Origin of the sequence: Novosphingobium sp. NDB2Meth1 (assembly GCF_900117425.1) — a bacterium.
Classification (GTDB): Bacteria; Pseudomonadota; Alphaproteobacteria; order Sphingomonadales; family Sphingomonadaceae; genus Novosphingobium.
The window spans coordinates 469,537-495,138 of sequence record NZ_FPEH01000014.1 but is presented as its reverse complement, the minus strand read 5'-3'; the positions used below and the strand labels follow the sequence as shown (position 1 = coordinate 495,138).

At 66.9% G+C, this 25,602-nt stretch carries 27 protein-coding genes; 11 read left to right on the top strand and 16 right to left on the bottom strand.

The annotated features are described in order from the left end of the window. Positions 1-116: 116 nt before the first annotated feature. From NDB2M1_RS09510 to NDB2M1_RS09495, 4 genes are all read right to left on the bottom strand, one after another. A complete protein-coding gene (locus NDB2M1_RS09510) occupies positions 117-872 on the bottom strand; it encodes a TIGR02186 family protein (RefSeq protein ID WP_072381784.1) in 756 nt (251 codons plus the stop codon). Beyond that, complete coding sequence (locus tag NDB2M1_RS09505) at positions 872-1,786, bottom strand: sulfite exporter TauE/SafE family protein (RefSeq protein WP_054120639.1); 915 nt, start codon at positions 1,784-1,786, stop codon at positions 872-874. Before NDB2M1_RS09505 ends, NDB2M1_RS09510 begins: the two co-directional genes overlap by 1 nt. Before the next feature lie 63 nt (positions 1,787-1,849). After that, complete coding sequence (locus NDB2M1_RS09500; protein WP_143146694.1) at positions 1,850-3,076, bottom strand: hypothetical protein; 1,227 nt, start codon at positions 3,074-3,076, stop codon at positions 1,850-1,852. Between the two features lie 12 nt (positions 3,077-3,088). Then, positions 3,089-4,516 carry a glycosyl transferase family protein gene (locus NDB2M1_RS09495; protein ID WP_072381636.1) on the bottom strand — a complete coding sequence of 476 codons (1,428 nt, stop codon included), beginning with the start codon at positions 4,514-4,516 and terminating at the stop codon, positions 3,089-3,091. A gap of 101 nt (positions 4,517-4,617) precedes the next feature. Here NDB2M1_RS09495 and nhaA point away from each other — a divergent pair, with 101 nt between their 5' ends. From nhaA to NDB2M1_RS09480, 3 genes are all read left to right on the top strand, one after another. After that, positions 4,618-5,790, top strand: a complete 1,173-nt coding sequence (gene nhaA / locus NDB2M1_RS09490; protein WP_072381634.1) for a Na+/H+ antiporter NhaA — start codon at positions 4,618-4,620, stop codon at positions 5,788-5,790. Positions 5,791-5,894: 104 nt separating this feature from the next. Continuing rightward, positions 5,895-6,350, top strand: coding sequence for a Dps family protein (locus NDB2M1_RS09485; protein WP_072381632.1), 456 nt, complete (start codon positions 5,895-5,897; stop codon positions 6,348-6,350). A 3-nt stretch (positions 6,351-6,353) separates the two neighbouring features. Further along, positions 6,354-6,839 carry an NUDIX domain-containing protein gene (locus tag NDB2M1_RS09480; RefSeq protein WP_072381630.1) on the top strand — a complete coding sequence of 162 codons (486 nt, stop codon included), beginning with the start codon at positions 6,354-6,356 and terminating at the stop codon, positions 6,837-6,839. On the opposite strand, the gene dinB is transcribed toward NDB2M1_RS09480, so the two are convergent. Then, positions 6,828-7,964 carry a DNA polymerase IV gene (gene dinB, locus NDB2M1_RS09475; protein ID WP_072381628.1) on the bottom strand — a complete coding sequence of 379 codons (1,137 nt, stop codon included), beginning with the start codon at positions 7,962-7,964 and terminating at the stop codon, positions 6,828-6,830. The two genes, NDB2M1_RS09480 and dinB, sit on opposite strands and share 12 nt — an antisense overlap. Positions 7,965-8,090: 126 nt before the next feature. Between dinB and NDB2M1_RS09470 the strand changes: the two genes are divergently transcribed. Further along, complete coding sequence (locus tag NDB2M1_RS09470) at positions 8,091-9,326, top strand: multidrug effflux MFS transporter (protein WP_253185829.1); 1,236 nt, start codon at positions 8,091-8,093, stop codon at positions 9,324-9,326. Here the strand turns inward: NDB2M1_RS09470 and NDB2M1_RS09465 are convergent. From NDB2M1_RS09465 to apaG, 3 genes are all read right to left on the bottom strand, one after another. Beyond that, on the bottom strand, positions 9,306-11,321 hold the full coding sequence (locus NDB2M1_RS09465; protein WP_083554757.1) for a putative bifunctional diguanylate cyclase/phosphodiesterase: 2,016 nt from the start codon (positions 11,319-11,321) through the stop codon (positions 9,306-9,308). The genes NDB2M1_RS09470 and NDB2M1_RS09465 overlap by 21 nt on opposite strands. A gap of 113 nt (positions 11,322-11,434) precedes the next feature. Next, positions 11,435-12,247 carry a LysR family transcriptional regulator gene (locus NDB2M1_RS09460; protein ID WP_072381623.1) on the bottom strand — a complete coding sequence of 271 codons (813 nt, stop codon included), beginning with the start codon at positions 12,245-12,247 and terminating at the stop codon, positions 11,435-11,437. A 9-nt stretch (positions 12,248-12,256) separates the two neighbouring features. Continuing rightward, the gene (gene apaG / locus NDB2M1_RS09455; protein ID WP_054120631.1) at positions 12,257-12,655 is read right to left on the bottom strand and encodes a Co2+/Mg2+ efflux protein ApaG; all 399 of its coding nucleotides are present in this window, start codon (positions 12,653-12,655) and stop codon (positions 12,257-12,259) included. Positions 12,656-12,764: 109 nt separating this feature from the next. Between apaG and NDB2M1_RS09450 the strand changes: the two genes are divergently transcribed. Genes NDB2M1_RS09450 through NDB2M1_RS09440 form a run of 3 tightly spaced genes read left to right on the top strand, consistent with a single transcriptional unit; the run spans position 12,765 to position 15,586 of the window. Further along, positions 12,765-13,379, top strand: coding sequence for a DNA repair protein RecO (locus NDB2M1_RS09450; protein WP_072381621.1), 615 nt, complete (start codon positions 12,765-12,767; stop codon positions 13,377-13,379). A gap of 18 nt (positions 13,380-13,397) precedes the next feature. Next, positions 13,398-14,453, top strand: coding sequence for a 3-isopropylmalate dehydrogenase (gene leuB / locus NDB2M1_RS09445; RefSeq protein WP_072381619.1), 1,056 nt, complete (start codon positions 13,398-13,400; stop codon positions 14,451-14,453). Positions 14,454-14,464: 11 nt separating this feature from the next. After that, complete coding sequence (locus NDB2M1_RS09440) at positions 14,465-15,586, top strand: glycosyltransferase (protein ID WP_054120628.1); 1,122 nt, start codon at positions 14,465-14,467, stop codon at positions 15,584-15,586. Between the two features lie 160 nt (positions 15,587-15,746). Here NDB2M1_RS09440 and NDB2M1_RS09435 read toward each other — a convergent pair whose 3' ends face one another. Further along, entirely contained in the window at positions 15,747-17,069 is a 1,323-nt protein-coding gene (locus NDB2M1_RS09435) for a phospholipid carrier-dependent glycosyltransferase (RefSeq protein ID WP_253185828.1), read from the bottom strand. 71 nt (positions 17,070-17,140) lie between these two features. On the opposite strand from NDB2M1_RS09435, the gene NDB2M1_RS09430 reads away from it, so the two are divergent. Further along, positions 17,141-18,349: a trans-sulfuration enzyme family protein gene (locus tag NDB2M1_RS09430; protein ID WP_072381617.1), complete on the top strand. Its 1,209-nt coding sequence runs from the start codon at positions 17,141-17,143 to the stop codon at positions 18,347-18,349. Between the two features lie 137 nt (positions 18,350-18,486). Here the strand turns inward: NDB2M1_RS09430 and NDB2M1_RS09425 are convergent, their stop codons facing one another. The 3 genes from NDB2M1_RS09425 to NDB2M1_RS09415 all read right to left on the bottom strand — a co-directional run bounded on the left by NDB2M1_RS09425 (position 18,487) and on the right by NDB2M1_RS09415 (position 20,295). Then, positions 18,487-18,735 carry an accessory factor UbiK family protein gene (locus tag NDB2M1_RS09425; RefSeq protein WP_054120626.1) on the bottom strand — a complete coding sequence of 83 codons (249 nt, stop codon included), beginning with the start codon at positions 18,733-18,735 and terminating at the stop codon, positions 18,487-18,489. Between the two features lie 97 nt (positions 18,736-18,832). Next, a complete protein-coding gene (locus tag NDB2M1_RS09420; RefSeq protein ID WP_072381615.1) occupies positions 18,833-19,387 on the bottom strand; it encodes a TspO/MBR family protein in 555 nt (184 codons plus the stop codon). Between the two features lie 134 nt (positions 19,388-19,521). After that, positions 19,522-20,295: a TlyA family RNA methyltransferase gene (locus NDB2M1_RS09415; RefSeq protein WP_054120624.1), complete on the bottom strand. Its 774-nt coding sequence runs from the start codon at positions 20,293-20,295 to the stop codon at positions 19,522-19,524. A 25-nt stretch (positions 20,296-20,320) separates the two neighbouring features. Here NDB2M1_RS09415 and NDB2M1_RS09410 point away from each other — a divergent pair, with 25 nt between their 5' ends. The 3 genes from NDB2M1_RS09410 to NDB2M1_RS09400 all read left to right on the top strand — a co-directional run bounded on the left by NDB2M1_RS09410 (position 20,321) and on the right by NDB2M1_RS09400 (position 23,443). Further along, positions 20,321-20,926: a hypothetical protein gene (locus NDB2M1_RS09410; protein ID WP_054120623.1), complete on the top strand. Its 606-nt coding sequence runs from the start codon at positions 20,321-20,323 to the stop codon at positions 20,924-20,926. Positions 20,927-21,349: 423 nt separating this feature from the next. Continuing rightward, complete coding sequence (locus NDB2M1_RS09405) at positions 21,350-22,453, top strand: branched-chain amino acid aminotransferase (RefSeq protein WP_072381613.1); 1,104 nt, start codon at positions 21,350-21,352, stop codon at positions 22,451-22,453. A gap of 81 nt (positions 22,454-22,534) precedes the next feature. After that, on the top strand, positions 22,535-23,443 hold the full coding sequence (locus NDB2M1_RS09400; protein WP_072381611.1) for an SDR family NAD(P)-dependent oxidoreductase: 909 nt from the start codon (positions 22,535-22,537) through the stop codon (positions 23,441-23,443). Between the two features lie 115 nt (positions 23,444-23,558). Here NDB2M1_RS09400 and NDB2M1_RS09395 read toward each other — a convergent pair whose 3' ends face one another. Genes NDB2M1_RS09395 through NDB2M1_RS09380 form a run of 4 tightly spaced genes read right to left on the bottom strand, consistent with a single transcriptional unit; the run spans position 23,559 to position 25,602 of the window. Continuing rightward, a complete protein-coding gene (locus NDB2M1_RS09395) occupies positions 23,559-23,831 on the bottom strand; it encodes a hypothetical protein (RefSeq protein ID WP_083554755.1) in 273 nt (90 codons plus the stop codon). A gap of 23 nt (positions 23,832-23,854) precedes the next feature. After that, positions 23,855-24,220 (bottom strand): DUF2794 domain-containing protein, encoded by a 366-nt coding sequence (locus NDB2M1_RS09390; RefSeq protein WP_072381782.1) that lies wholly within the window; start codon positions 24,218-24,220, stop codon positions 23,855-23,857. A gap of 5 nt (positions 24,221-24,225) precedes the next feature. After that, positions 24,226-24,948, bottom strand: coding sequence for a serine O-acetyltransferase EpsC (gene epsC, locus NDB2M1_RS09385; RefSeq protein ID WP_072381607.1), 723 nt, complete (start codon positions 24,946-24,948; stop codon positions 24,226-24,228). Positions 24,949-24,975: 27 nt separating this feature from the next. Further along, the gene (locus NDB2M1_RS09380; protein WP_072381605.1) at positions 24,976-25,602 is read right to left on the bottom strand and encodes an HdaA/DnaA family protein; all 627 of its coding nucleotides are present in this window, start codon (positions 25,600-25,602) and stop codon (positions 24,976-24,978) included.

The following is a 25,602-nucleotide window of genomic DNA, read 5'->3' as shown; positions in this document are numbered from 1 at the left end:
GCCACCTGTTCCCCGCCTTGAACGGCATCGTGGGGAACAGACCTAACCTTTGACAGTTAAAAACTGGCTAAACATCCAGAGCAGCCCAAGTTCTGCCCCTCAACCGTGCGGACCGGCTAGACGAGCGCGAAAAGTCGGCCCGCAATCCAGCCCATCGAGATCGAGACGATCACCGCAAACAGGCCATAGAAGAACCCGTTGACTTGCGCATTGTAAGCCACCAGCCGTTCAAAACCTTCCTTGCGAACGGTGACGCGCGAGATCGCCGAGGCGACAACCCGCCCCTCGCGCACCGCAAAGGTTTCGGCGGTATAGTTCCCGGTCTGCACGTTCGAGGGAAGCGAAATGCGCGCTTGATAGAGCACTTGCCCACTGATCTTCACCGCCTTCTCGTCTTCCTGATAGAGCTTCTGCCGCCGCATCAGATCGACAAGACCATCCGAAAAGCGCTTCTGCTCCACCGGATCGATCACTCCGACCGGCGAAAGCTGCAGCCACTTGAGGCCCATTTCGTAGATCGCCGCCGTCTTGCCATCGACCAGCGAGGCGACCGGACGCGAGGAGGCGAGCGCATAGAAGCTGGGGGCAGAGCGGAACTCGGTGCTGTCGGCATTGACCCAGATGCCCGCCACCTTGCGCTTCTCGCGCACCACGATCGACCGCGCCGGGCCTTCCAGCAGGACGACGATATCGTAGTCCCCCGCCGCGCGTGCGCCTTCGGGTGTCAGGATGGCGCCGAACAGCAGCAGGTCCGCGCCGGTGAAACCCTGCCGCACCTGGATCTCGTGCTGCGAAATCTCGGGCACAAGGATCGGCCCACGCGCGCCGGCACACAGGAACAGCGCAAGCAGCAAGCCTGCTAGCCGCAGCATCATTGCGTCACCACGGTGTAGATCTCGTCCGGGCGATAGCCGAGCCCGAGCGCCATGCGGATCGCCACGCCGAGCACGATAATGGCCAGGATCAGCCGCAACTGCTCGGGCTTCGCCTTCTGTGCGAACTGCGCGCCCAGCTGCGCACCCGTCACCGATCCGATCAGCAGCAGCACCGCCAGCACGATGTCGACCGCACGCGTGGTCAGCGCATGCATCATCGTCGTCGCCATCGTCACGAACAGGATCTGGAACAGCGAGGTGCCCACCACCACCGTCACCCCCATGCCGAGGATGTAGAGCATCGCGGGGACAAGGATGAACCCGCCGCCGATCCCCATCAGCATGGTCAGGATGCCGGTAAAGATGCCCAGCAGCAGCGGCGCCAGCGGCGAGATGTAGAGCCCCGAACGGTAGAACCGCCAGCGCAGCGGCAAGCTGGCGACGAGCGGATGGTGGCGGCGTTTGCGCGGCGGCTGGGGCTTGCCGCTGCGTTCTGCCCTGAGCGCGCCGAGGCTTTCGTGCGCCATCAGTCCGCCGATCCCGCCCAGCATCAGCACGTAGAGGATGTTGATCACGGTATCGATCTGGCCAAGCGCCTGGAGCAGCCGAAAGAGCAGCGCGCCGAGTCCGGTGCCGATCACCCCGCCTGCCACCAGCACCCCGCCCATCTGATAGTCGATCCCGCCGCGCCGGGCATGCGCGAAGGCGCCCGAAACGCTGGCACCGGTCACCTGGCTGGCCGCAGAAGCTGCCGCAACCGTGGGGGGAACGCCGTAGAAGATAAGCAGCGGAGTCGTCAGAAACCCGCCGCCCACGCCGAACATGCCCGAAAGCAGCCCCGTCAGTGCTCCCAGCATGACGATGACAAGGCCATTGACCGAAAGATTCGCGATGGGGAGGTAGACATCCATCCTGCAGCGCAGGCTAGCCGCTCCGCCGCCGCTTGGGAACGCTTGGACGCCGGTTTTTGCCCATCAGAATCCCGCCGCCACGGTCAATGCCGGCCCGGATCCAGGCTCGGCCCGCCCGGCGACACGGAAGCGCCAGTCGACACCGACACGCACCCCGATCCGCCGCGAGGGCGGGCCGAGCATGGTTCGCAGCTCCACCCGCGGACCTACATCGAGCCGCGTTGCCCCGCGCTGACCGCCACTCCATACGCCGCCGCCCGCACTGAGCTGCAAGCCCGGCAACGGATGCACCACCCGGTGTTGCAGGGTCGCGGCCAGATCAAAGAAGGCCGTCGCATCGCGCCCGCCCGCCCAGCCACCCTGGGCATAGGCCTCGGCCTCGGTTCCCAGCGGCAGGCGCAGCGGCGGCAATTCGGTGATCGCCAAGACCACCGGACGGGTGCGAAGCTGGCCGGGCTGATCCAGCAGCCGCGCTTCGCCGAGCACCGCGAGCGGCAGACCCTTCACCGGCCGCACCATCAGGCCCAGCGCGGCTTCGCTTTGCCGCACCCTGCCCCCCAGCGCGCCCGAGACCCGCACATAGGCCTGCGGTCGCAGCGCGCTGGCTGGCGCGAACGCGTAGCGCAGCACCGCACCTGCCTGACTGCCGCCATAAGCTGCAGTCCCCGCTGCAAGTGCGGGCAGTTCACTGCCGCCGCGCAGCAGCAGCCAGCCGTCTGCCGACCAGTGCGACCGGTGTGGGGGCGCCAGACGGTGCGGTTCCGGCTCGGCCGCAGGTCCGCCGCCTGCGCGGAACGCGGGCGCGAGATAGGTCAAGCGTGACCTGCCGGTCGATGGACTGCCGAACGATGGATCGGCAGGCTGTGGCAGTGTGTAGGCCGCAGCCAGTTCTTCCGGCGGCATCATCGCCGCATCGGGACCACTGCTCGAAACGAGGAGGGCTCCCCCGCTCCCGGTCGCTGCGAACCCATGTGCAAGTCGGGTCGCTACAGGTCGGCGGGCAGCGGAGCCGCCATTTCTGCCCCGCACATAGGGCACGGCCAGCGTAGCAATCCGGGCGCTTTGCCGGCCGGGAGCCGGCGGCACGATCGGTCGTCTGGCTGAATGATTTCCCGGCAACGGGCGCGCGTGCTGCGCCACGGAACTGCCACCCGGCACCGGATCGCCACCAAGTGCAATGAACGAAACGCGCACCGCGATCCAAAGGCCAATGACCATCGCGAGGGCGATCACCGGCTGGCCACGGGCAACCTTCTTACCGCGCTCCGGCGTTGCAGGGCGCGGTGTCATCCCGTCCCCTGGTCAGCGCCCGGAGCGGAACGGAGAGGCGAAAGATGGGGCAGGCGAGGAGGCGGGCAAGGCCGCCAGTGCCGGATGTTTGACGTGCACGGTGTGATCCCACTTCACCCGCCCGCTGTGGAGCGACGCAAGGTATGCCACCAAAGCGCGGCGCCCGGCCATGATGGCGATGACGTTGGCCAGCGGCATGCGCAGCACGGCCATGATCCCCTCGGCCAACGAGTATTCATGCGTCGTGAACACTGCGCGCAGCAGGCAGCGCCAGGCCAGACCGGCAAAGTTGGCCACCAGCAGCAGCTTGAGCAGCGGATCGATCGGCTGCGGGTGATAGACGCCGAAATGCGCGGCGATCAGCAGCACCGGCGAGATGATCAGCAGCATGTAGGCCGCCGCCAGCACGATGGCCGTCAGCGGCGCACGGCGATCGCGCAGCCGCATCCACAGCTCGAGGGGGTGCGCTTCCCAGCCCAGCCGGTCCCAGCCCTGGAACGCGATCCCGTGCATCCACCGCGTTTTCTGGCGGACCGACGAACCGAGGCCCGCCGGAAAGAACTCCCGCGTCGCGACGAGCTGCCCCTCGGCATCGCGCATGCGCAGGAACTTCGCAGCGCCGCCGATCTGGCCAACCAGCAGGCCGCATTCATAGTCTTCGGTCAGGCATTCGGCAGCGAAGGGCTCCGCCGTGCCGCGCCGCGCCGCGATCGCTTCGACCGATGCGCGGCTGAACGCGCAGCCGACCCCGGCGGACGGCAGGCCAACCCCCAGCCAGTCGCGCACCACCATCGCCTTGCCATGCGATTCGGCAAATTCGTCGCAGTAGTGCCCGGCAATCCAGCGCGATCCCGCCTGAGGTTCGGGCCGCACCGGCAACTGCACAAAGTCGGCATCGTCAAGCCCGCGGTCGAGCGCCGCGAGCGCGGACGGGTGCACCATGTCCTCGGCATCGTGCAGGATCACGCTCCGCGCCCGGAAACCGCCTCGCTTCTCATCCTCGATCAGCGCGGCATAGAGCCGGTTGAGGCAATCGGCCTTCGTCGTCGGCCCGGCGCAATCATGCACCACGATCCGCAGCCGCGGATCGCCCGCCGCCGCCACCATGGCGGCCAGCGTGGCGGGATCGTTGCGATAGCACCCGGCGTAGACGCGCAACTGGGCATGAGGCCAGACCTTCAGCGTATGGCGCAGCATAGCGCCGACCACGGTTGCTTCCTGCCACGCCGGAACCAGCACCACCGCAACCCCGCGCAGCGGCGCATCGCTATCCGCGGGCGCCTTGCCGGTGCGCACGCGCCCCGTCATGCGCAGCCAGAGCCAGAGGAGGTCAACGCCAAGTTCATCAAGGGAACCCACCGCGAACCAGATCGCAGCGAAAAGAAGGAGTTCATGCTCGACACGACCGAGCCACTCGAATGCCGTGTAAAACGGCGCCATGACCTTGCCCTCGCGCCAAAAGAGGCACTATTCCCCCTTCTTTAAATTACGCTCGAACACCTATAGTTGCAACGTTACCAGGCCGAAGGATTGGTTCGAGAATGGCGAGAAACAGTGGTTCCGGCGGCCTGCGCAGCAAGATCGCGGCGAGCGAGGCGGCACCCGGCCTCGTGCTCATGGCCTGTGCCGGCGTGGCGCTCGCACTCGCCAATTCGTCGCTCGCGCATGCCTGGCACGAGCTCTTCCTGCACGCCCTGCCGTGGAGTCCGGTGGCGAAGCTCGAGAGCCTTCATGCATGGATCAACGATGGCTTGATGGCCGTGTTTTTCTTCGTCGTTGGCCTTGAAATAAAGCGAGAATTCGTGATGGGCGCGCTGGCTGACAGCGCCCGCCGCCGCCTCCCGGTGATTGCCGCAATGGCGGGTATGGCAGCGCCCGCGCTGGTCTACATCGCAGTGACAGGCAGCCATCCGGAACTGCGCGGCGGATGGGCCATCCCGGCTGCGACCGACATCGCTTTCGCACTCGGCGTACTCGCCTTGCTGGGCAGCCGCGTGCCACGATCGGTGCGGCTGTTCCTGCTCACAGTTGCGGTCGTCGATGACATCGGCGCAATTGCTGTCATCGCTGTTTTCTACACGACATCCCTGCATTTGATCTGGCTGGTACTGGCACTCGTCCTGTTCGCGGCCATGGTTGCTCTGAACCGATTCGGTGTACGCGCGCTTGTGTCCTATCTGGTTCTTGCCGCAGCGCTGTGGTTCGCGGTGCTTCACTCGGGCATCCACGCCACCGTCGCCGGCGTCCTCGCCGCGTTCACCATCCCGGTCGCGCTCGATCGCCATGGGGACAGTCCCCTGCTGCGGCTCGAACACGCGCTCGTCGGGGTGAGCGGCTTCCTGATCGTGCCCTTGTTCGGTCTAGCCAACGCGGGCGTGGCGCTGGGGGCAGGCGATCCGCTGGCGCCGCTCCCCCTCGGCATCGCGCTGGGCCTGATCCTCGGCAAGCAGGCGGGCGTCATGCTGGCGGTGCTCGGCTGCGAACGGCTCGGCATCGCTGCCCGGCCGGCGGGTGCGGGCCTGCTCCACCTGTGGGGCATGGCGCTGCTATGCGGCATCGGTTTCACCATGAGCCTGTTCATCGGCGGGCTCGCCTTCACCGCCGCACCGCAGCTGGTCGAGGATGCCAAGCTCGGCGTGCTGGGCGGCTCGCTGATCTCTGCGCTTGCCGGCGCGGCGGTGCTGCGCATGGCCCCGCGCGCCAATGCGGACTGATCGACAACAGCGATCACCCAAACCCGAAACTTGCGTGAAACTTCCGCGCGCAACGGGTGTAGAACCATCCGCAAGCCAACACCTCTTTTGGAAGGACGCAGCCCATGCCCGGTGACAATGCCGCCAAGGCCCTCATCGATACGCTCAACGGCCTCCTCGCCGATTACTTTGCGCTCTATCTCAAGACCAAGAACTACCACTGGCACGTGAAGGGCCCGCAGTTCCACGATCTGCACCTGCTGTTCGATAGGCAAGCAACCGAACTCTTCGCGCTGACCGACGTGATCGCCGAACGCGTGCGCAAGAACGGCGGCAATACGCTAACCTCGATCGGCGCCATTGCCGGCCGCACCGCGATTGCCGACGACGACCGCAGCGGTGTCGATGCCATGGCGATGGTCGCCGCGCTGCGCGATGACAACGCCGCGCTGGTGAAGCGCATCCGCGCCGCCAAGGCCGCCGCGACCGAAGCGGGCGACAACGCCACCGAAGGCATGGCCGACGACTGGACCGACCAGGCCGAGCAGCGGGTTTGGTTCCTGAGCTCGATCCTCGGCTAGTCGGTGCTTTCACGGCTGCCGCCTCCGCTCCACCGCGCGCTGCTGCGCATCGGCCAACCGATCCGCTTGCGCATATGGGGCCTGATGCGGCGCGAAATGCGTGGTTGCGGCGTGCTGGCCTTCGATCACGCCGGGCGCCTGCTGCTCGTCCGCCACAGCTATCATGAACGAGACCGCTGGCTCTTGCCGGGCGGCGGTCTCGCCCGCGGCGAAGACCCGGCCAGCGCCGCCGCACGTGAACTGCTCGAAGAAGCGGGCTGCCAGTTGGTTGACGCTGCATGGGTCGGCACTGATCTGCGCCGCATGCCCGGCGGCTGGATCAACCGGATCGAACTCGTCTCCGGCACCAGCGAGGGCACACCCCACGCTGACGGGCGCGAGATTGCCGAAGCCGCGTTCTTCGCGCTCGATGCCCTGCCGGCCAGCACCGGCAAGGTCGTCCACACCGCGCTTGCGATCCGCGACCAGTGGCTGGCCTCAGAACGGTAGACTGCCCTGCTCGGCCGCATCGGTGCCCGCCGGTGCAGGCCCGCTGCCCTCTTCCTCCAACGCCGAGAGCGTCAACCCCATCAGCCGCACCGGCTGCGGCAAGGGCAGCACGCTGTCGAGCAGCGCCCGCGCTGCCTCGGCAAACTGCGCTTCATCCGCCACCGGCGCGGGGAGCGATTTCGCCCGCGTGATCGTGCGAAAGCCGGTGTCCTTGAGCTTGAGCGTCACCGTCCGCCCGCGCGCGCCGCTGCGTTCGATCCGCTCCCACACCAGCGTGATGATCCGCTCGAGCACCTCGCGCAGCGCGGGGCCGCTGCCGATGTCGCGCTCGAACGTGCGCTCGCCACCGACCGACTTGCGCGGCCGGTCCGCCCGCACCCGCCTGAGGTCGATCCCCCGCGCTGCACGGTAGAGGTAATCGGCCTGCGAACCAAAATGCTGGCGCAGGAAGGCAAGGTCGCGCATCGCGAGGTCCGCACCTGTCTCGATGCCAAGCGCCGCCATCTTCTCCGCCCCGCGCGGACCGACGCCGTGGAAGCGCTTCACCGGCAGCTTGGCGACAAACGCCGCCCCCTCGCCCGGTCGGATCACGCACATCCCGTCGGGCTTGTTCTGGTCGCTGGCGATCTTGGCGAGGAACTTGTTGTAGGAGACACCCGCGCTCGCGGTCAGCCCCGTCTCTGCCTTGATCCGAGCCCGGATCAGCTCGGCAATCCGCGTCGCCGAACCGATGCCGCGCAAGTCATCGGTCACATCGAGATAGGCCTCGTCGAGCGAAAGCGGCTCGACATGCGGGGTAAAGTGCAGGAAAACGGAGCGGATCTGTTGCGAAACCGCCTTGTAGACATCGAACCGCGGCTTGCAGAAAATCAACTCCGGGCAGAGCCGCGCCGCACGGACCGAGGGCATGGCGGAGCGCACCCCGAACACGCGCGCTTCATAGCTTGCCGCCGCCACCACGCCCCGCGCCGATGAGCCGCCCACCGCCACCGGCTTGCCGCGCAATTCGGGATTGTCGCGCTGCTCGACGCTCGCAAAGAAGGCGTCCATGTCGATATGGATCACCTTGCGCAGACCGCTTGCGGTCTCCTCGTCATCCGGATCATGGGGCGGTTGCACGGACATCGCGCGCACCCTACCCCTTTTCGCAGTGCAGCATAAAGCGCTGGGAACAAGTGTCCGACCTGCCTATAGGCTGATGTCATGACGTCCGTCCCTTCCGCCTCAACCAGCCGACCCGGCGCGTCCCGCATGGGCCCGCGTGAATTCGTGGTGCTGATGGCGATGTCGATGGCGCTGCAGGCGCTGGCGATCGATGCCATGCTTCCCGCGCTCGCCGGAATTGCGCAGGATCTCGCGGTGACCGACCCCAACCGGCGCCAGCTGATTGTCGGCATTTTCCTGATCGGCGGCGGGATCGGTGCGCTCATTCCCGGCTCGCTGGCAGACCGCTACGGGCGCCGTCCGGTGCTGCTCGTCGGGCTCGCCATCTATGTCGTGCTCTCGCTTGGCTGCGCGCTGGTTAACGATTTCACCACGCTGCTCGTGCTGCGCGCCGCCCAGGCGATCGGCAGCGCGGGCCTCTCGGTGCTGCCTTCCGCGATCATCAGAGACCGCCACGGCGGCGATGCAATGGCGCGGCAGATGTCGACGATTACCGTCATCTTCATGCTTGTCCCGATGGTCGCGCCCAGCATTGGCCTGCTTGTGCTGCTCGTCGCGAGCTGGCGCTGGATCTTCGCGCTGCTCGCCGTGCTCTCGGTGATCCTTGGCTTCTGGGTCTGGTTCCGCCTCGAGGAAACGCTCGATCCCGCCAACCGCCAGCCGATCCGCCCGATGACGATCGCCACCAACATGGTCACCGCCGCGTCGAACCGCAGCTCGTTCGGCTATGTCATCGGCGGCGGCCTCATTCTTGGTGCACTGTTCGGCTATGTGAACTGCGCGCAGCAACTGGTGGGCGAGCACTTCGGCGCGGGCACGTGGTTCCCGCTCATCTTCGGCGCGACGGCGCTGTGCATGGCCTTCGCCAGCTTCTTCAACTCGCGCATCGTCGAACGCTTTGGCGCGCGCCGGGTGAGCCACGCCGCAGTGCTCATGTCCCTGACCTTAAGTGCGCTTCAGGTTTGGAATGCGTCCCGTCCGGGTGAGACTTTGCTCGAGTTCATGCCGGTCATCGCGCTCAACATCTGCATGGTGGGCTTCATCGGCGCGAACTTCAGCTCCATTGCACTGCAGCCCTTTGCGCACATGGCCGGCGCGGCAAGTTCGGTACAGGCGTTCCTGCGCATGATCATCGGCTCCGGCCTCGGCATGGTGATCGGCCTGGCCTATGATGGCACCGCGCTGCCGCTCGCGCTCGCGTTTCTCGCGTGCGGGCTGAGCGCGCTGGTGCTGGTGCTATGGAGCGAGCATGGCCGCCTGTTCCGCCGGATCAATCCGCGCGGAACCCTTCGCGAAGTGCCGCTACCGGATACCCACTGCTGAGGCCGGGCCGAGGAGACCGGCATAGAGCCGAAGTGCCTGTACCGCAGGCTCGGGCCGGGCAAAATGATACCCCTGCATCAGGTGAATGCCGAGCGCGCGGGCGGCATCCGCCTGCGCTTCGCTTTCCACGCCCTCGATCGAGCAGCCAATTCCCAGCTGCCACGCCAGCGCGACGATCATGCCCGTCACCGCCCGCGCCCCGGGATCGCTGGAAAGCGCGCCGACCAGTGCCCGGTCGAGCTTGATCCGGTCGAGCGGCAGGTCGCGCAGCTGCGACAGGCTTGACCAGCCCGCGCCGAAATCATCGAGCGCGATGCGGAAACCCCTGTCACGGAAAGCCGCCAGCTGCGCCGCCGCGCGCCGCGGATCGATCTGCAGCGCGCGCTCGGTAACCTCCAGCATGACGGAAGCCGGGCTCGCCCCGGCATCCTCCACGATCGCGGCAATCGTCTCGGCCATCCCCTCGCGCACCACATCGCGCGCGGCGAGGTTGATCGAGACTTCGAGGCCGGTCTCCCAAGGTCGGCATTCCGCCAAGGTCCGCGCCAGCACGAGCCGGGTGAGCTCGCCGGTCCGTCCGGTCGCATCGGCGATCGCCAGAAACTCGCCCGGCGTCTGCCATTCGATTCCATCCGGCGACCAGCGCGCCAGCGCTTCCATGCCAACCACGCGGCCGTCGCGGCAATCGAAGATCGGCTGGTAGAGCAGCCGCAGCCGGTCCTCGAGCGGGCAGTCATTGAACTGGCGCATCACCGCGATCCGGCGCTGCAGCGCGACTTCATCATGCGGGCCGAACTTGGCAATGGCGCCGTCGCCCAATTCCTTGGCCTTGTAGAGCGCCGCGTCGGCCCGTTCGAGGCAGTGGGAAACGGTATCGCCATCAGCGCGGTAGAGGCCGATCGAACCGAACAGCCGCAAGGTCGCGCCGTTGAACGGGATCGGCTGGCGAATGGCGAGCGAGAGCACGCGAGCCGCCGCGACCACCGCTTCGGCATCGAAGGCCCCGTCGAACAGGATCGCAAACTCATCGCCGCCAAGCCGGCCATGCGCGGTCACGCCCTCGATCAGCCCGATGCGCTGGTTGACCGTCCGCAGCACGTGATCGCCCGCCGCATGGCCATAGGTATCGTTGACGTGCTTGAAACCGTCGAGATCGAACAGCGCGAGCCAGGGCCGCACCACATCGTGCGGCGCGGCGAGGTGCTCTTCAAGGCTGTCGAGAATGGCCCGGCGGTTGCGCCCTCCGGTGAGGTGGTCGACAGTCGCCTGCCGGTAGTGCGCGCTGGCAAGCTCCGCCGTCTGGCGTTCGCGCCGCACCAGCAACTGGCGAGACAGTTCCAGCCGCACGAAATCGCGGTGCTGGATCTGCGTCATCGCCAGCAGGATCACGGTGATGAACACCTGTGCGAGCGCGATCGGCACCGCATCGGGATGCCCGCTCGCCAGCAAGAACAGGCTCCATGGCAGGGTGAAGGCGGTCCCCAGCCGCAGCGCGGTCTGCGGAGAATTGGCCATGCCGAGCACCGCCGAGAACATCGTCACCGCGATGACGAAATGCAGCAATTCGCGCTGGCCGGGATCGCCATAGGGATAGAGCCCGAGTGACCAGGCGACGAACAGCAGCGCCGCCCAGCCACCCAGCCGCTGCATCCCGTCGAGATCGCTGCGCAGCCCCTCGACCGGCCGTCCGGCGACTTTGTCCGGCATCCAGTGCCACGCGCGCTGCACTGCGACGAGGCTCAGGACCGGGCCCATCAGCACCAGCAATCGGGGCGCAGTGCCATAGAAGCAGCTTGCCACCAGCAGCGTGTTGAACACCACGACAAGGTAAAGCAGCGGGGCGCGATGCGAGACGCTGAGCGCGTAGGCTTCGGTGAAGGCATCGCCCGGACGCTGCTGCCAATGGCGCCCGTAGCACCGCAAGCTGCGGACAAATCCGCGCAGCCAGCGCCGAGCGCGCCCATGCACACCGGATCTAGGTTCGCTACTCACCATCGCGGCGGTTTACGGCGCGGAGAGTTAACGCCTTCTCAAGGTCGGGGACGAATTATCGGCGCAATTGGAGAACTTTAATACCCGGAGCGGATAGAAACTGCCGCGATACGAACTTACCCCGCAGTGCCCGTCAGCGCGGCCACCAGCGCCTTGACCTTCTTCTGGCGCCACTGTGGGAGCGGGGCGACGAGCCAGTAGGAGCGTCGGCAACGAACCGGCTGCCCGAGCGGGACGACCTTGCCCGCTGCGATCGCGCTTTCCGCCAGCATGAGCGGCACGCGCGCCTTGCCGAGTCCTGCGGCCGCCGCACTGATCGCCGTGCCGCCATCGCCCACCGAAAACTGCGTCTCGCGCGCCTCGCCCTCCGGAGCAGGGTCACCGGGCCAGGCGATCCAAGGCGCGTCTTGACCAGCACCCGGTGCCGCGACGATCTGCATCAACGGCTCGCCCAGCGCGATGCCTTCGAGATCGCCGGGCCCTTCCGCCCAACGCACCGCCAGATTGAGATTGGCCTCGGTAAAGTCGAGATCGCCGTCGCTGCCGACCAGCGCGAACCGCAGGCCCGGATTGGCGAGGCGGAACGCGGCGAGGCGCGGAGAGAGCCATGCAGCAAAGAAATCGCGCGGGCACGCCACGGTATAGACATGGCTCGATTGCCCGGCCTGCATCGCCTGCACGCCTTCCTCGAAGCGCAGGAAGCCCTCGCGGATAGCATCGAGCCCGGAGATCGCTTCGTCCGTCAGCACCAAGCCCTTGGTGGTGCGGCGGAACAGCACCACGCCGAGCAGGTCTTCGAGGGCTCGAATCTGCTGGCCGACCGCCGCGGGAGTGACGGCCAGTTCATCCGCCGCGCGAGTGAACGACAGGTGCCGCGCCGCCGCATCGAGCACACGCAAGCCATTGAGCGGCAGATGGGTCCGCTTCATCCTGCCAGCTCAGTTCGCAGTTGCAGGCGCAGCGAGGGGGAAGAAGGGGATCGCCACGTCGACCAGCGAGCCATCGGCCCGCTCCATCGTGTAGTGGCCTTCCATGCTGCCATGCGGCGTGCCAAGCGGGCAGCCCGACACATAATCATGCGAGGCGCCCGGCGCGAGCAGCGGCTGTTCACCGACCACGCCGTCACCATCGACGAAGTTGATCATCCCCCGCCCGTCGGTGATGCGCCAGTGCCGCGTGAGCAGGCGAATCGATTGGTCGGAGCCGTTTTCGATCCGGATATGATAGACCCAGAACCATTTGCCGGCATCGATGCGCGACTGTTCGGGCAGGAAATTGACCGCGACACGCACGGTCACTCCCTCCGTCACGGCAGCATGCTGGAAGAGCTGTTTCATATGCGACAAGCTAACCCAAGTCGGCCCGGGTTCCAACGGGGGATTCATCCATTCGCCGCCTTGCCGCCACCTGTGGTAAACTGCACACGCAAGCCATGCTGATCCCCCCATGCTCATAAGGGCCCCCGCGATTGTCTGTGCCGTACGCGCCCATGGCGAGCATGGCGCGGTCGTGCGGCTGCTGACGGCGGACCACGGCCTTGTTGCCGGCTATGTCGCCGGTGCACGCGGTCGTACGCTGCGACCCGTGATCATACCGGGCAATCTCGTTGCCGCAGAGATCATCGCACGCGCCGCCAGCCAGCTGCCCTCGGCGAGGCTGGAGCTTGTCACCAGCCGCGGCCCCTGGTTGACCGAGCCGCTGGCAAGTGCCGGGATCGGCTGGGTCACCACGCTCACCGCGCGCGCGCTCCCCGAAGGCCAGCCTTTCCCGGCGATCCACGGCGCACTCGAAGCCGTGCTCGACGCGATCTGCCACGCGCCTTCCGCGCGCGGGTGGGCCCGCGCGGTCGCAGGGTATGAGGCGCTGCTGCTGCAGGAGATCGGCTATGGCCATGCCCAGCCGCCGCCGCCGGACGAGCCGTGGGAGCGCCTGCTCGCCCGCCTCGACCGGCAGGGCCTTGCGCTTGCCAAGCACCTGCTTGCCGATCCGCGCCGCGATGGTATGGCGGCGCGCGCCATCCTGATCGAGCGATTCAGGCGGATCGATGGCGGCGCGCACTGATATCCCAAGGATGACCTGATGAAGATTGCAGTTCTGCCGGGCGACGGCATCGGCCCCGAAGTCACGCACGAAGCGCTGCGTGTGCTCGATGCAATGGATCTCGGCATCGAACGCGAGGAGGCGCTCGTCGGCGGCGCAGCCTACCACGCCAAAGGCCATCCGCTGCCGCCCGAGACGCTGGCGCTGGCTGAAGCCTCGGACGGCGTCCTGTTCGGCGCGGTCGGCGATCCGGCCTGCGACGCGCTGGAGCGCCACTTGCGCCCCGAGCAGGCGATCCTCGGCCTGCGCAAGGCCTTGACCTTGTTTGCCAACTTGCGCCCCGCCAAGGTCTTTGCCGGGCTCGAGAGCCACTCGGCGCTGCGCCCTGAAGTTGCCGGCGTGATCGACCTCCTCATCGTGCGCGAACTCAATGGCGACGTCTATTTCGGCGAGAAGGGCTTCCGCACGACGGCGAGCGGCGAGCGGGAAGGCTGGGACATGATGTCCTACAACGAAAGCGAAGTGCGCCGCATCGCGCACGCCGGCTTCCGCGCCGCGCAGGGCCGAGGCAAGCGCCTTTGCTCGGTCGACAAGGCCAACGTGCTTGAGACCTCGCAGCTCTGGCGCGACGTGGTGATCGAAGTCGCCAAGGACTATCCGGACGTCGCGCTTGAACACATGTATGTCGACAATGCCGCGATGCAGCTGGTCAAGAGCCCCGGCCAGTTCGACGTGATGGTTACCGGCAACCTGTTCGGCGACATCCTCTCCGATCTCGCCTCGATGTGCGTCGGCTCGATCGGCATGCTCGCCTCGGCCTCGCTCGGCGAACGGCAGACCGCGCACGGCACCTTCGGCCTCTATGAACCGATCCACGGCTCCGCGCCGGACATCGCCGGCAAGGGTCTCGCCAATCCGATGGCGACAATCCTCTCGCTCGCGATGCTGCTGCGCCACTCGCTCGGCCTGGCCGATGCGGCAGACCGCGTCGAAGCCGCCGTCGCGCGCACGCTGGCGGATGGCATTCTTGGCCGCGATCTCGGCGGAACGGCGGGAACTACGGAAATTGGTGACGCGGTGCTCGCAAGGCTGTAAGCGCGCCCGTCATGCTGCAACTTGCCGTCATTCTGCCCACGTACAACGAACGCAAGAACATCGCGCCGATGGTCGAGCGCCTCGATGCGGCGCTCAAGGGCCTCGCGTGGGAGGCGATCTTCGTCGACGACAACAGCCCGGACGGCACCGCCGAGGAAGCGCGCCGCATTGGGCGCGATGATCCGCGCGTCCGCGTGATCGAGCGCATCGGCCGCCGCGGCCTCGCTTCCGCCGCGATCGAGGGCATGTGCGCCACCGCCGCGCCGGTCGTCGCGGTGATGGACGCCGACCACCAGCACGATCCCGCGCTCCTCCCCGGCATGTACGAAGCGGTGAGCGGCGGGGACTACGACGTCGCCTACGCCTCGCGCTTCGCCGAAGGCGCGAGCACCGAAGCCTGGGGCCGGCCCGACCGCGTCAAGGCATCCGGCCTTGCCAACCGCATCGCGCGCCGCGTCACCGGTGTGCAGCTCTCCGATCCGATGAGCGGCTTCTTCATGCTGCGCGCCGAAACCCTCCGCGCCGATGCGCACCGCCTTTCGGGCGTGGGCTTCAAGATCCTGCTCGACATCCTCGCCACGGTCGACGCGCCGCTGCGCGTCAAGGAATTCCCGATGAACTTCGCCGCCCGCGCCGAAGGCGAGAGCAAGCTCGACCGCACCGTGGTGTTCGAGTTCCTGATCGGCCTTTACGACAAGTGGCTTGGCCGCATCATCCCGACGCGGTTTGCCCTGTTCGGCACGATCGGCGGCCTCGGCGTGATCGTCCACATGGCCGTCCTCGCCTCTGTGCTCGGCGCGTTCGGGCAGAAGGTGCTGTACCACAACTGGTCGGACCAGATCGAATTCATCATCGCGCAGACCAGTGCCGCCGTGGTCGCGATGACGTTCAACTTCATGCTCAACAACGAGCTGACTTATGCCGACAAGCGCCTGCGCGGCTTCATGCCGCTGCTGCGCGGCTGGCTCAAATTTGCTGCCACCTGCTCGGTCGGCCTCCTCGCCAATGTCGGCGCCGCCGCCGCGCTGATGCGCATGGGCTTCCATGCCTATCCCGCCGCGATCATCGGCATTGTCGTCGGCTCGGTTTGGAACTTCGCGCTTTCAAGCAAGTTCGTCTGGGGCAAGTACTGAGCCTGAAGGTCCTCCCTGTTTTTGCCGTAGGCACAAACGGGGAGGTGGCCCGCCGCAGGCGGGTCGGAGGGGCAAATGCGGCAGGGAAGAACCCCTCCGTCAGCCCTACGGGCTGCCACCTCCCCATTTGCGCTTCGCGAAAATGGGGAGGGCCAAAGCCCTAACGCCAGCTATCGAGCCACGTGTAATCCCGATAGGAAAGCTTCCCCGGCAGCGCGCCTGCCGAGAGGATCGGGTAGAACCCGATAAACAGCATCCCCGACAGCACCACGACCAGCGCCCCCGGCCAGCGCCGCCTCTGCTCCCACCACTGCGCCAGCACCAGGGCCAGCGCCGCCATCAGGAACACGCTGGCGAGCGCATAGTGGTAGTAGAACTGCACCGGCTTGCCGTTGATCGCCCAGAAGATCAGGCTGGCGACATAGAGCACCACCACCGCCCCGCGCAGCCGGTCCCCCTTGCGCACGCCCGCCCACAGGCACAGCAGCAGCGCCGGGAGCCCGGCCAGCATCGTGAAGGGATTGCCCAGACACAGCACCCCGCGCTGCGCCCCGTCCCACGGGGAATAGAAGAACCAGATGGGTCGGATGTTGAACACCCACTGCCACCACCGGCTCTGGTAGAGATGCGGCTTCACCACGCTGTCCTGCAGCTTCAGCATGTAGCCCTGCCACGGGATCAGCCCTTGCAGGGTGAGCGGCTGCACCTTGTAGAAGAACGCGGGCGCAAAGGTTGCGAAATAGGCGATCAGCGGCACCATGCCGAGCCAGACCGCCGCTTCCAGCAGCGAGACGCCGGGGATCGGCCCCGCATCGCGCGCGATCAGGAACGCGCGCCGCCGCCCGGCGAGCGCCCACCAGCGGTCCCACGCGAACAGAAGCCCCGGCAGCGCAAGGATCGGCGCGCCATTCCACTTGCCGCCGAGCGAGAGGCCGAGAAACATACCGCAGAGCGCCAGATGCAGGCGGCTTCCCCTGCGCCACGCCAGTGCCGCCTGCCAGAACGCGAGCGCCATCATACTCGCCATCGCCATGTCGAGCATCGCGATCCGGCTCAGCACGAACCAGATGAAATTGGTCGCGAAGAGGAACCCGAACAGCAGCGTGGCAGGCCGCGACAAGCTCGCCCACCACAGCGCGCGCATCGCGGCAAACAGCCCGAGCGTGCCCAGCAGCGCATTGGGCAGGCGCCAGCCGAACGGCCCGTCACCCGCCACCAGCATGCCCAGCGCGATGAACTCCTTGCCCAGCAGCGGATGTTCGGGGTTCAACCGGCTCGAAAGCGCGATCAGGCGCCGCGCAGCCGGTAGGTAGTGCACCTCGTCGAACATGATCTTCGATGGCGTGCCCAGCCGGTGCAGCACCACCACCAGGAACGCCAGCGTGATCACCCAGCACCACACCAAGGGATCGCCGTCCGCGCGGCGCGGTGCAGTAAGCGGCGAAATGATGCGGGAAAGCAGCGTCATGGAAGGCGCGCGCATACCCCGTTCCGGGCCATTAGGGCAATGGCAGTGCTTGCACCGTTGCCCCCACAAAACTAAGGCCTTGGCCCATGAAACGCACCACCGGTCAGGACCGCTCGATCACCGCCAACTGGCGCCCCGCAACGCAGGCCGTGCGCGGCGGCACGTGGCGTTCGGAAATGGGCGAGACCTCGGAAGCCCTGTTCCTCACCTCCGGCTATTCCTACGACGATGCCGCCACCGTTGCCGCGCGCTTTGCCGGCGAGGACGACGGCATGACCTATTCGCGCCTGCAGAACCCCACGGTGCAGATGCTGGAAGAACGCATCGCCCTCCTCGAAGGCGCCGAGGCCTGCCGCGCGCAGGCGAGCGGCATGGCTGCGATGACCACCGCCCTGCTCTGCCAGCTGTCCGCCGGGGACCACATCGTCGCCGCCAAGGCCGCGTTCGGCTCGTGCCGCTGGCTGGTCGACAACCTGCTGCCGCGCTTCGGCATCGAAGGCACGACCATCGACGCGGGCAACAATGCCGCGTGGGAAGCCGCGATCCGGCCCAACACCAAGGTGTTCTTCTTCGAAAGCCCTGCGAACCCGACGATGGACCTCGTCGATCTCGAGTTCGTCTGCACCCTGGCGCGCAAACATGGCATCACTACCGTCGTCGACAACGCCTTTGCGACCAGTGCGCTCCAGCGCCCGCTCGATTTCGGCGCGGATGTCGTCGCCTATTCGGCCACCAAGATGATGGACGGGCAAGGCCGCGTGCTGGCGGGGGCGGTCGTGGGCTCCAAGGAATTCATCGACGGCAAACTCCTGCCCTTCCAGCGCAACACCGGGCCGAACATCGCGCCGTTCAACGCATGGGTCGTGCTCAAGGGCCTCGAAACGCTCGACCTGCGCATCCGCCGCCAGAGCGAGAACGCGCTGAAAGTCGCGCAGTTCATCGAAGGCCGCGTGCCGACGGTGCGCTATCCGTTCCTTCCCAGCCACCCGCAGTTCGCGTTGGCGCAGAAGCAGATGCTCGCCGGCGGCTCGATCATGAGCCTCGACGTTCCGGGCGGGCGGGCGCAGGCCCACGCCCTGCTCGATGCGCTGCGCCTCGTCGATATCTCGAACAACATCGGCGATTCGCGCTCGCTGATGTGCCACCCGGCCTCGACTACCCACCACGGCGTCGGCCCCGAAACCCGCGCCGACATGGGCGTGGGCGAAGGCATGCTGCGGCTCAACGTGGGGCTGGAAGATCCCGATGACGTGATCGAGGATCTGGATCAGGCGCTGAAAGCGGCGGGGCTTTAGGACTAAGCTCGAGAAAATCTCCCACCACCCGCTCATGCTGAGCTTGTCGAAGCATTATACGGGACGGTTGTGCCAACACCCTTCGACAAGCTCAGGGTGAGCGGACTGGGGTTAGGGACTTGCGGCAGGACTTTGAGTCAGCCGCCCAGCTTCGCCTCAAGCGCCTCAACCCGCGCCTTCAGCGCATCAGCTTCCTCACGCGCGGCGGTGGCCATGTCCTTCACCACCTCGAATTCCTCGCGGCTGACGAAATCCATGCCGCCGAAGGTCTCGCGCAGCTTCTCGCGCGCGGTCTCGCCCGCTTCGCGGCCCATGCCGGCCAGCGTGCCCGCAGCGCTGTTGAGCAGCTTAACGAAATCGGCGATCATCGGGTTTTCGGACTGCATGGCTCTGGCCTTCGCTTGCGTATTCACTGCGCCGCAGATGGCGCTTCAAGGCCGCCGACGCAAGGCGTGATCCGGGGCAAATCGCTATCCGCGGTTATCAGATCTGCACGCGAACCGCTGCACCAGAACCAGCCGCGCCGTCCGCCGCCGGATTCATCGCAAGGAACTGGTAATTGAGCACCGAGGCAAAGCAGATCCACGCAAGGTAGGGCAGCAGCAGCGCCCCCGCCGTCGGCCGCACGCGCCAGAAAAGCAGGATCATCGCCAGCGTCAGCACGATCATCACCCCGATGATCGCCAGCGCGGCGGTCATCTGGTGCATCGCGAAGAACACCGGACTCCACGCGAGGTTGAGCACCAGCTGCAGCGCGAAGACCGCCACCGCGATGCCGCGTCCCGACGCGCCGCGTGCCGAGGCAACCATCGCCAGCGCCACGCCGATCAGCACATAAAGCACCGACCACACGATCCCGAAGGTCGCCGGCGGCGGATAGAGCGACGGCTTGTCGAGCGCGGCAAACCAGGGATTCTGCGGCCCTGCGTCCGCGACGATGCTGGAAAGGAACCCGAGCCCGAGAACTGCCGGCACCGTGAACAACGACCAGCGCAGCAGGCTGGCGCGCAACTGGGCAGGAGAAGCGAGGTAACGCATGTGCTCGAAATGTCCCCCGGAGCGCTCCGGTAAAAAGCGATTCGTTGCCAATCTGGATGGCGATATTGGCCGGGTGGGGCCAACTAGGCAATCTCCGCAGGGTGCGCCTGCACCATCGCGGGACACGTGATGCTCTAGGCGCCGGAATGCAGCGCCGAAATCAGGAATTCCACGTTGCCTTCAGGTCCGGTGATCGGGCTCGTGGCGATGCCTTGAACCTGCCAGCCCTCGCCCTCCAACCAGTCCTGCACTTCGCGGCAGACGCGTTCGTGCAACGCAGGATCGCGCACTACGCCACCCTTGCCCACTTCGCCGCGCCCCACCTCGAACTGCGGCTTGATCAGCGCCACCAGCCGCGTCGGCCGCGCCGCCAGCGCGAGCGGCACTTCGAGCACCTTGCGCAGAGAAATGAAGCTGGCATCGCACACCACCCACGTCGCGGGCCGGTCGATCTGCGCCGGAGTCAGGATCCGCGCGCTGGTCTGCTCCAGCACCGTCACGCGCGGGTCCTGCCGCAGCTTCCACGCCAGCTGGTTGGTGCCCGAATCGACCGCGAACACATGGCTTGCGCCGTTGGTCAGCAGCACGTCGGTAAATCCCCCGGTCGAACTGCCGATATCCATTGCAGTCACCCCCGCCGGATCGAGCGAAAAGTGTTCCAGCGCATGCGCCAGCTTGATCCCTCCGCGCGAGACCCACGGATGATCCCGCCCGCGCACCTCGATCGGCGCATCGGGCGCGAGCGCGTGACCCGCCTTGGTCAGCTTGGTCTCGCCCGAATAGACGTGTCCCGCCAGAATCAGCGCCTGCGCCCGCGCGCGGCTCTCCGCGAGACCGCGCTCGACGAGGAGCTGGTCGATCCTGAGCTTCGATCTGCCGGATGTGGTGGTGGAGCGGCTTGAGGTCACCGCCGCTCTCTTCCATACCCGGGGCATGAAGATCAACCTTGCGGCCCTGCTGATTGCCCCGGTCCTCGCCCTCGGTGCCTGCACCGTCGTGCCGCCGCAGCCCTCTCCGGCGGCGCAGGGGAGCACGTCCGCACCCCAGCCCAAGCCCCTGCCAGTGCCCACTGCGACACCACGCCCCGCACCGCCGCCGCCGCAACCTGCACCGCGCGCCGATGCCAGTTGGCGCGACTTGCCGCAGACCCCGGGCGCATGGACTTACGCGGCCGAACCCGCCGGCAGCGTTGTCCGCTTCGGTGAGCCCGGCGCCGGCTCGCAAGTGCTGATCCGCTGCGACCGCAAGCGCCCGGCGATCATCCTGCAGCGCGCCGGTTTCGGCACGGGCGCCGTCCCCGCCACGATCACCACCAGCAGCACCCAGCGCCGCCTGACCGCCACGCCGGCAGCTGCCAGTGGCGCGCAAAATGCCGCCATCCCGTTCGAAATCGCCTTCGCCGTGCGCGATCCGCTGCTCGATGCGATCGCCTTCAGCCGAGGCCGGTTCATGCTGGAAATGGGCGGCGCGCAGACGCTTGTCCTGCCGGTCTGGTCCGAACTGGGGCGGGTGATCGAGGATTGCCGCGCGGTTGGCTGAGTTATCCACCAATCCGGGCGCGAAGCCTCAATTCTGACGGCAAAAAAAATCAATGCAAGACTTGTTCTTGGCCCCCGGATGAATCACATTCGATCCAAGGCCGGAACAGGGCTGCAATCCTCCGGTCGAGCCGCATCGATTTTGACAGGGTCGGGAGGCGGCACTTGGCTCAACAGCGCGAAAGGAGGTGATCCGATGTCTCATGGTTCAGCAGAGGGGTCGGCATTGCGCATCGCGGAGCATTATCGCTAGTTTGTTCAAGCGATAAAGGCACCGTGGGCGGCACTTCCGGCCGCTGACCATGCGAAGGGCCGCTTCCGATCGCCGGAAGCGGCCCTTCACATTTGTTCCAAATCGCTTGCCATTTGCGCAACAATAGTTCACGGCGCGTCGCACGAGCCAACAATCCCGAAGGACCGCCCGATGGCGACGCCCGCTACCGCCGCACCGCTTGCTTTCTCGCACCAGCCCCATCCCGCGCCCCGCGCGGTCGACGTGCGCGCGCAGATCCTCGCCAATCCGGGCTTCGGCACTGCTTTCTCCGATCACATGGTCCAGGTGACCTATGACGAGGGCAAGGGCTGGCACAGTGCAGAAGTCGTGCCTTATGGCCCGATCCCGCTCGATCCCGCCGCAGCCGTGCTCCACTACGCGCAGGAAATCTTCGAGGGCCTGAAGGCCTACCGTCTCGCGGATGGCGGCATCGCCCTGTTCCGCCCGGAAGCCAACGCCGCGCGCTTCAACGCCTCGGCCGAGCGCCTCGCCATGCCGACGCTGCCGGAGGGTCTGTTCGTTTCGGCCGTCGAGGAACTGGTGAAGGCCGACAAGGACTGGTTCCCCACCGTCGAGGGCGGCTCGCTCTACCTGCGCCCCTTCATGTTCGCGAGCGAGGCCTTCCTCGGCGTGCGCCCCTCGAAGCAGTACAAGTTCCTCGTGATCGCCAGCCCCGCAGGCAACTACTTCAAGTCCGGCGCCCCCGCCGTCTCGCTGTGGGTCAGCGACTACAGCCGCGCCGCGCCCGGCGGCACCGGCGCCGCCAAGTGCGGCGGCAACTATGCCGCCAGCCTCGTCCCCACCGCCGAAGCCTTTGCGCGCGGGCACGATCAGGTCCTGTTCCTCGACGCCGTCGAGCGCCAGTGGATCGAGGAACTGGGCGGCATGAACCTGTTCTTCGTGATGGCCGATGGCTCGCTGATCACGCCCCCGCTCGGCGGCACGATCCTCCCCGGCATCACCCGCGAAAGCCTGATCAAGCTGGCGCGCGAGGAAGGCCTTACCGTGCGCGAGGAGCGCTATTCGCTGGCGCAGTGGCAGGCCGACGCGACTTCGGGCGCGCTCACCGAAACCTTCGCCTGCGGTACTGCGGCCGTGGTCACGCCGGTCGGCAAGGTGACGAGCGCTACCCAAAGCTTCGTGATCGGCAGCGGCGGCCCCGGGCAAATCACCCAGAAGCTGCGCGCCCGCCTCGTCGCCATCCAGCGCGGCGAAGCGGCGGACCCGCATGGCTGGGTGCACCGGATCGGCTGACGAGCCGGTTGCCAAGGCCTTTGCGCCATGGCATCGCCCTCCCATTAATCGCCCGGTTAGGGTGCTAGGGAGAAGCATGCCATGAGCATTTCCTTCAAGGACAAGGTCGCCATCGTCACCGGCGCGGGCGGCGGTATCGGCCGTGAATACGCGCTCGAACTTGGCCGCCGCGGCGCCAAGGTCGTTGTCAACGATCTCGGCGGAGCGCGCGATGGCACCGGCCATTCAGACGCCGCGCTCAAGGTCGTCGAGGAAATCCAGGCGGCGGGCGGCGAGGCCATGTCGAACGGCGGCTCGGTCAGCGAATACGAGCAAATGGTCGAGATGGTCGCCAAGGCCAAGGAGAAGTGGGGCGGCGTCCACGTCCTCATCAACAATGCCGGCATCCTGCGCGACAAGAGCTTCACCAAGATGGACCCGGCAGACTTCGAGATGGTGATCAAGGTCCACCTGATCGGCTCGGCTTTCGCCACCAAGGCCTGCTGGGACACGATGCGCGAGCAGAACTACGGCCGCATCCTGATGACCGCCTCGTCGACCGGCCTGTTCGGCAACTTCGGCCAGGCCAACTACGGCGCCGCCAAGCTCGGCCTCGCGGGCCTTACCAAGACGCTCTATCTCGAAGGCGCCAAGAACAACATCAAGGTCAACACGATCGCCCCGGTTGCCGCCACGCGCATGACCGAGGACATCTTCCCCGAGGAAGCCTTCAAGCTGTTCGGCCCGGAGAACGTCGTCCCGGCGGCACTGTTTCTCGTCTCCGACGATGCCCCCACCAATGCCATCGTCGGCGCGGGCGCGGGCGCTTACCACTCGGCTTGGGTGACGATGAACAAGCCCGTCCTGCTCGCGCCCGACGCGCGCTCAGTCGAGGACTTTGCGGCGCACTGGGACCAGATTTCTGACCGCACCGGAGATTTCGTCCCCCAGTCGGGCGCGCAGCAGAGCCAGGCGATCCTCGTCGAACTGCAGGCCGCGATGAAGCGCTAAGGCGTGTTTTGCCCTCTCCCTCAAGGGGGAGAGCGGGTGGGGGTTTGCGGCACTTGCCAGATAGGCCGAGCCCCCTCCCCCTACCCCTCCCCGCCCGGGAGGGGCGCACATCGGCTCACGGACACACGCCGCGCGTTGCGCCAGCCAGTTGCATAGTCTTGAGCCGGGCCTGAACCTCGGCCTCGCCAAGCACTCGTGCCTGCCCGCTGCGGTTATCGATCAGAAGCGGCGCAGCGCAATCACCGCGCAGCATTTCTCGGCCTTCATCCGGCACCATCAGCACCATTTCGGAGTCCGCATTGCGGTAGACCACGCGCAGCAGCGGTGTGCCCTGATCGGGCTTTTGGGGCGCGGACGGCGCAGCATTGCATGCAGCCAGCGTCAGCACGCCAGCCAACGAGAGCGAGCGCCTCAATCCTCGACGATCTTCAGCAGCTTGCGCTCGAGCACAGAGAGCACGCCCGCCAGCTCGTGTCCGCGCTTGAGCACTTGGCCCGCTTCGCCGAACAACGTCCACATGCCTTGCTTGGTGCGCAGCGCGGGTCGCTTCTCGATCCGCGCGGTAGGCCGCTCGGCCGTGCGGCGGAATGCGGCGAAGCTGGCGGCATCCTTGCCGAAGCTCATGGCATAGTCGCGCCACTCGCCGGCAGCGACCATGCGGCCATAGAGATCGAGGATGCGCTGCAGTTCCGCCCGGTCGAAACCGACCTGCGGCTCACCGCGCACATTGGGAAAGCTCAGAACCGTGGGGCCGCTTGCCCCGTCACCGGTGCCGATCACGCTCAGCTGCGGTTCCGCCGGCGATTGCCGCCGCCGACCGGCGCGGGTGCATCGGTGTTCTCGCCCTGCGCAGCCAGCAAGGCCGCAACTTGCGCCTTCAGCAAGGCGACTTCGGATTCAAGCTCATCGACCCGCGTTCCGCCCGAAGGCTCGCACGGTTCCTTGCAGGGCGTACCGTAGGGAATGAAGTCCTTGAGCCAGGTCTCGACCGGCACCAGCGTGGAGCGCGCCTTGAGGCCGACCATCGTCGCGCCTTCGGGCACGTCCTCAGTGACGACGGCATTGGCGCCGACGCGGGCACGCGGGCCGACGGTGATGGGTCCCAGGATCTGCGCGCCCGAACCGATGATCGCATTGTCGCTCAGTGTGGGGTGCCGCTTGCCGGGAACGCCGTTCGCGGGGTTGGTGCCACCCAGCGTCACGCACTGGTAGATCGTCACGTTGTCGCCGATTTCGGCCGTCTCGCCGATCACGGTGAAGCCGTGGTCGATGAACAGGTGCTTCCCGATCTTCGCGCCCGGATGGATGTCGATCCCGGTCAGGAACCGCGCCAGATGGTTCACGAAGCGGGCGAGGAAATAGAACTCGCGCACGAACAGCCAATGCGCCACGCGGTGCAGGCCGACGGCGTGAAGCCCCGGATAAAGCAGGATTTCCCAGCGCGAACGCGGTGCAGGATCGCGGGCGCGGATCGAGTCCAGATAGGCGATGAGGCTGTCGAACATGACCGCGCTTTTCCTCTTTTTGCCGCTTCAAAGCAAGCGCGGCTGCCTCTGCGCCTCGGGAACCCCATGGATCCGTTCGGCCAGCGCATCGCGCGCGAGAGATATGGTGACGGCGGCCTTCCGCTCAAGGGACAGGCGATCAATTGTTTCGACAAGCGCCTCGGCGGCGGCATGGCTGCGTTCCAGCCGGGGCAGAATATAGCTGACGACAGCGTCCCCCAGCGCGAGGCCGCGCCGCGCCGCATGGGTTTCCACCAAGGCGCGCAGCAGCTCGTCGTCGGGCGCCGCGATCTCGATCATCAGCGCCGCGCCGAGCCGCGAGGCAAGGTCCGGCAGCGCCACCTGCCACTGGCCCGGCGCCTTGTTCGAAACGATCAGCAGCGGCCGCCCATCCGCTTGCGCGCGGTTCCAGCGGTGGAACACGGCGTCTTCCGGCAGGCTGTCGGCATCATCCAGCACATCGCCGAGCCCGCTCGCGGCGAACCACCGCGCCAGCAGGCTCTTGCCCGAACGCGGCGGCCCGGCGAGCACGGCGGCACGGAACGGCCATTCGGAGGCGCCCGCCAGCAGCGCCAGCACCGGCTCGAGGCTAGGACCGGTCAGCACCGTATCGGCGCTGCTGGCCGTTACGAGAGGCAGGGCAATCTGGCTCAT

Bases quoted from the DNA above. Each gene is read 5' to 3' on its own strand.
- NDB2M1_RS09425 (WP_054120626.1), bottom strand. From the start codon at position 18,735: ATGCAGTCCGAAAACCCGATGATCGCCGATTTCGTTAAGCTGCTCAAC.
- NDB2M1_RS09465 (WP_083554757.1), bottom strand. From the start codon at position 11,321: ATGGTGAGTAGCGAACCTAGATCCGGTGTGCATGGGCGCGCTCGGCGC.
- NDB2M1_RS09505 (WP_054120639.1), bottom strand. From the start codon at position 1,786: ATGGATGTCTACCTCCCCATCGCGAATCTTTCGGTCAATGGCCTTGTC.
- NDB2M1_RS09410 (WP_054120623.1), top strand. From the start codon at position 20,321: ATGAAGATCAACCTTGCGGCCCTGCTGATTGCCCCGGTCCTCGCCCTC.
- NDB2M1_RS09470 (WP_253185829.1), top strand. From the start codon at position 8,091: ATGGGCCCGCGTGAATTCGTGGTGCTGATGGCGATGTCGATGGCGCTG.
- NDB2M1_RS09500 (WP_143146694.1), bottom strand. From the start codon at position 3,076: ATGACACCGCGCCCTGCAACGCCGGAGCGCGGTAAGAAGGTTGCCCGT.
- NDB2M1_RS09510 (WP_072381784.1), bottom strand. From the start codon at position 872: ATGCTGCGGCTAGCAGGCTTGCTGCTTGCGCTGTTCCTGTGTGCCGGC.
- NDB2M1_RS09460 (WP_072381623.1), bottom strand. From the start codon at position 12,247: ATGAAGCGGACCCATCTGCCGCTCAATGGCTTGCGTGTGCTCGATGCG.
- dinB (WP_072381628.1), bottom strand. From the start codon at position 7,964: ATGTCCGTGCAACCGCCCCATGATCCGGATGACGAGGAGACCGCAAGC.
- NDB2M1_RS09450 (WP_072381621.1), top strand. From the start codon at position 12,765: ATGCTCATAAGGGCCCCCGCGATTGTCTGTGCCGTACGCGCCCATGGC.
- NDB2M1_RS09435 (WP_253185828.1), bottom strand. From the start codon at position 17,069: ATGCGCGCGCCTTCCATGACGCTGCTTTCCCGCATCATTTCGCCGCTT.
- NDB2M1_RS09405 (WP_072381613.1), top strand. From the start codon at position 21,350: ATGGCGACGCCCGCTACCGCCGCACCGCTTGCTTTCTCGCACCAGCCC.
- NDB2M1_RS09380 (WP_072381605.1), bottom strand. From the start codon at position 25,602: ATGAGCCAGATTGCCCTGCCTCTCGTAACGGCCAGCAGCGCCGATACG.
- NDB2M1_RS09400 (WP_072381611.1), top strand. From the start codon at position 22,535: ATGAGCATTTCCTTCAAGGACAAGGTCGCCATCGTCACCGGCGCGGGC.
- NDB2M1_RS09485 (WP_072381632.1), top strand. From the start codon at position 5,895: ATGCCCGGTGACAATGCCGCCAAGGCCCTCATCGATACGCTCAACGGC.
- NDB2M1_RS09440 (WP_054120628.1), top strand. From the start codon at position 14,465: ATGCTGCAACTTGCCGTCATTCTGCCCACGTACAACGAACGCAAGAAC.
- NDB2M1_RS09420 (WP_072381615.1), bottom strand. From the start codon at position 19,387: ATGCGTTACCTCGCTTCTCCTGCCCAGTTGCGCGCCAGCCTGCTGCGC.
- leuB (WP_072381619.1), top strand. From the start codon at position 13,398: ATGAAGATTGCAGTTCTGCCGGGCGACGGCATCGGCCCCGAAGTCACG.
- NDB2M1_RS09495 (WP_072381636.1), bottom strand. From the start codon at position 4,516: ATGGCGCCGTTTTACACGGCATTCGAGTGGCTCGGTCGTGTCGAGCAT.
- NDB2M1_RS09430 (WP_072381617.1), top strand. From the start codon at position 17,141: ATGAAACGCACCACCGGTCAGGACCGCTCGATCACCGCCAACTGGCGC.
- epsC (WP_072381607.1), bottom strand. From the start codon at position 24,948: ATGTTCGACAGCCTCATCGCCTATCTGGACTCGATCCGCGCCCGCGAT.
- nhaA (WP_072381634.1), top strand. From the start codon at position 4,618: ATGGCGAGAAACAGTGGTTCCGGCGGCCTGCGCAGCAAGATCGCGGCG.
- apaG (WP_054120631.1), bottom strand. From the start codon at position 12,655: ATGAAACAGCTCTTCCAGCATGCTGCCGTGACGGAGGGAGTGACCGTG.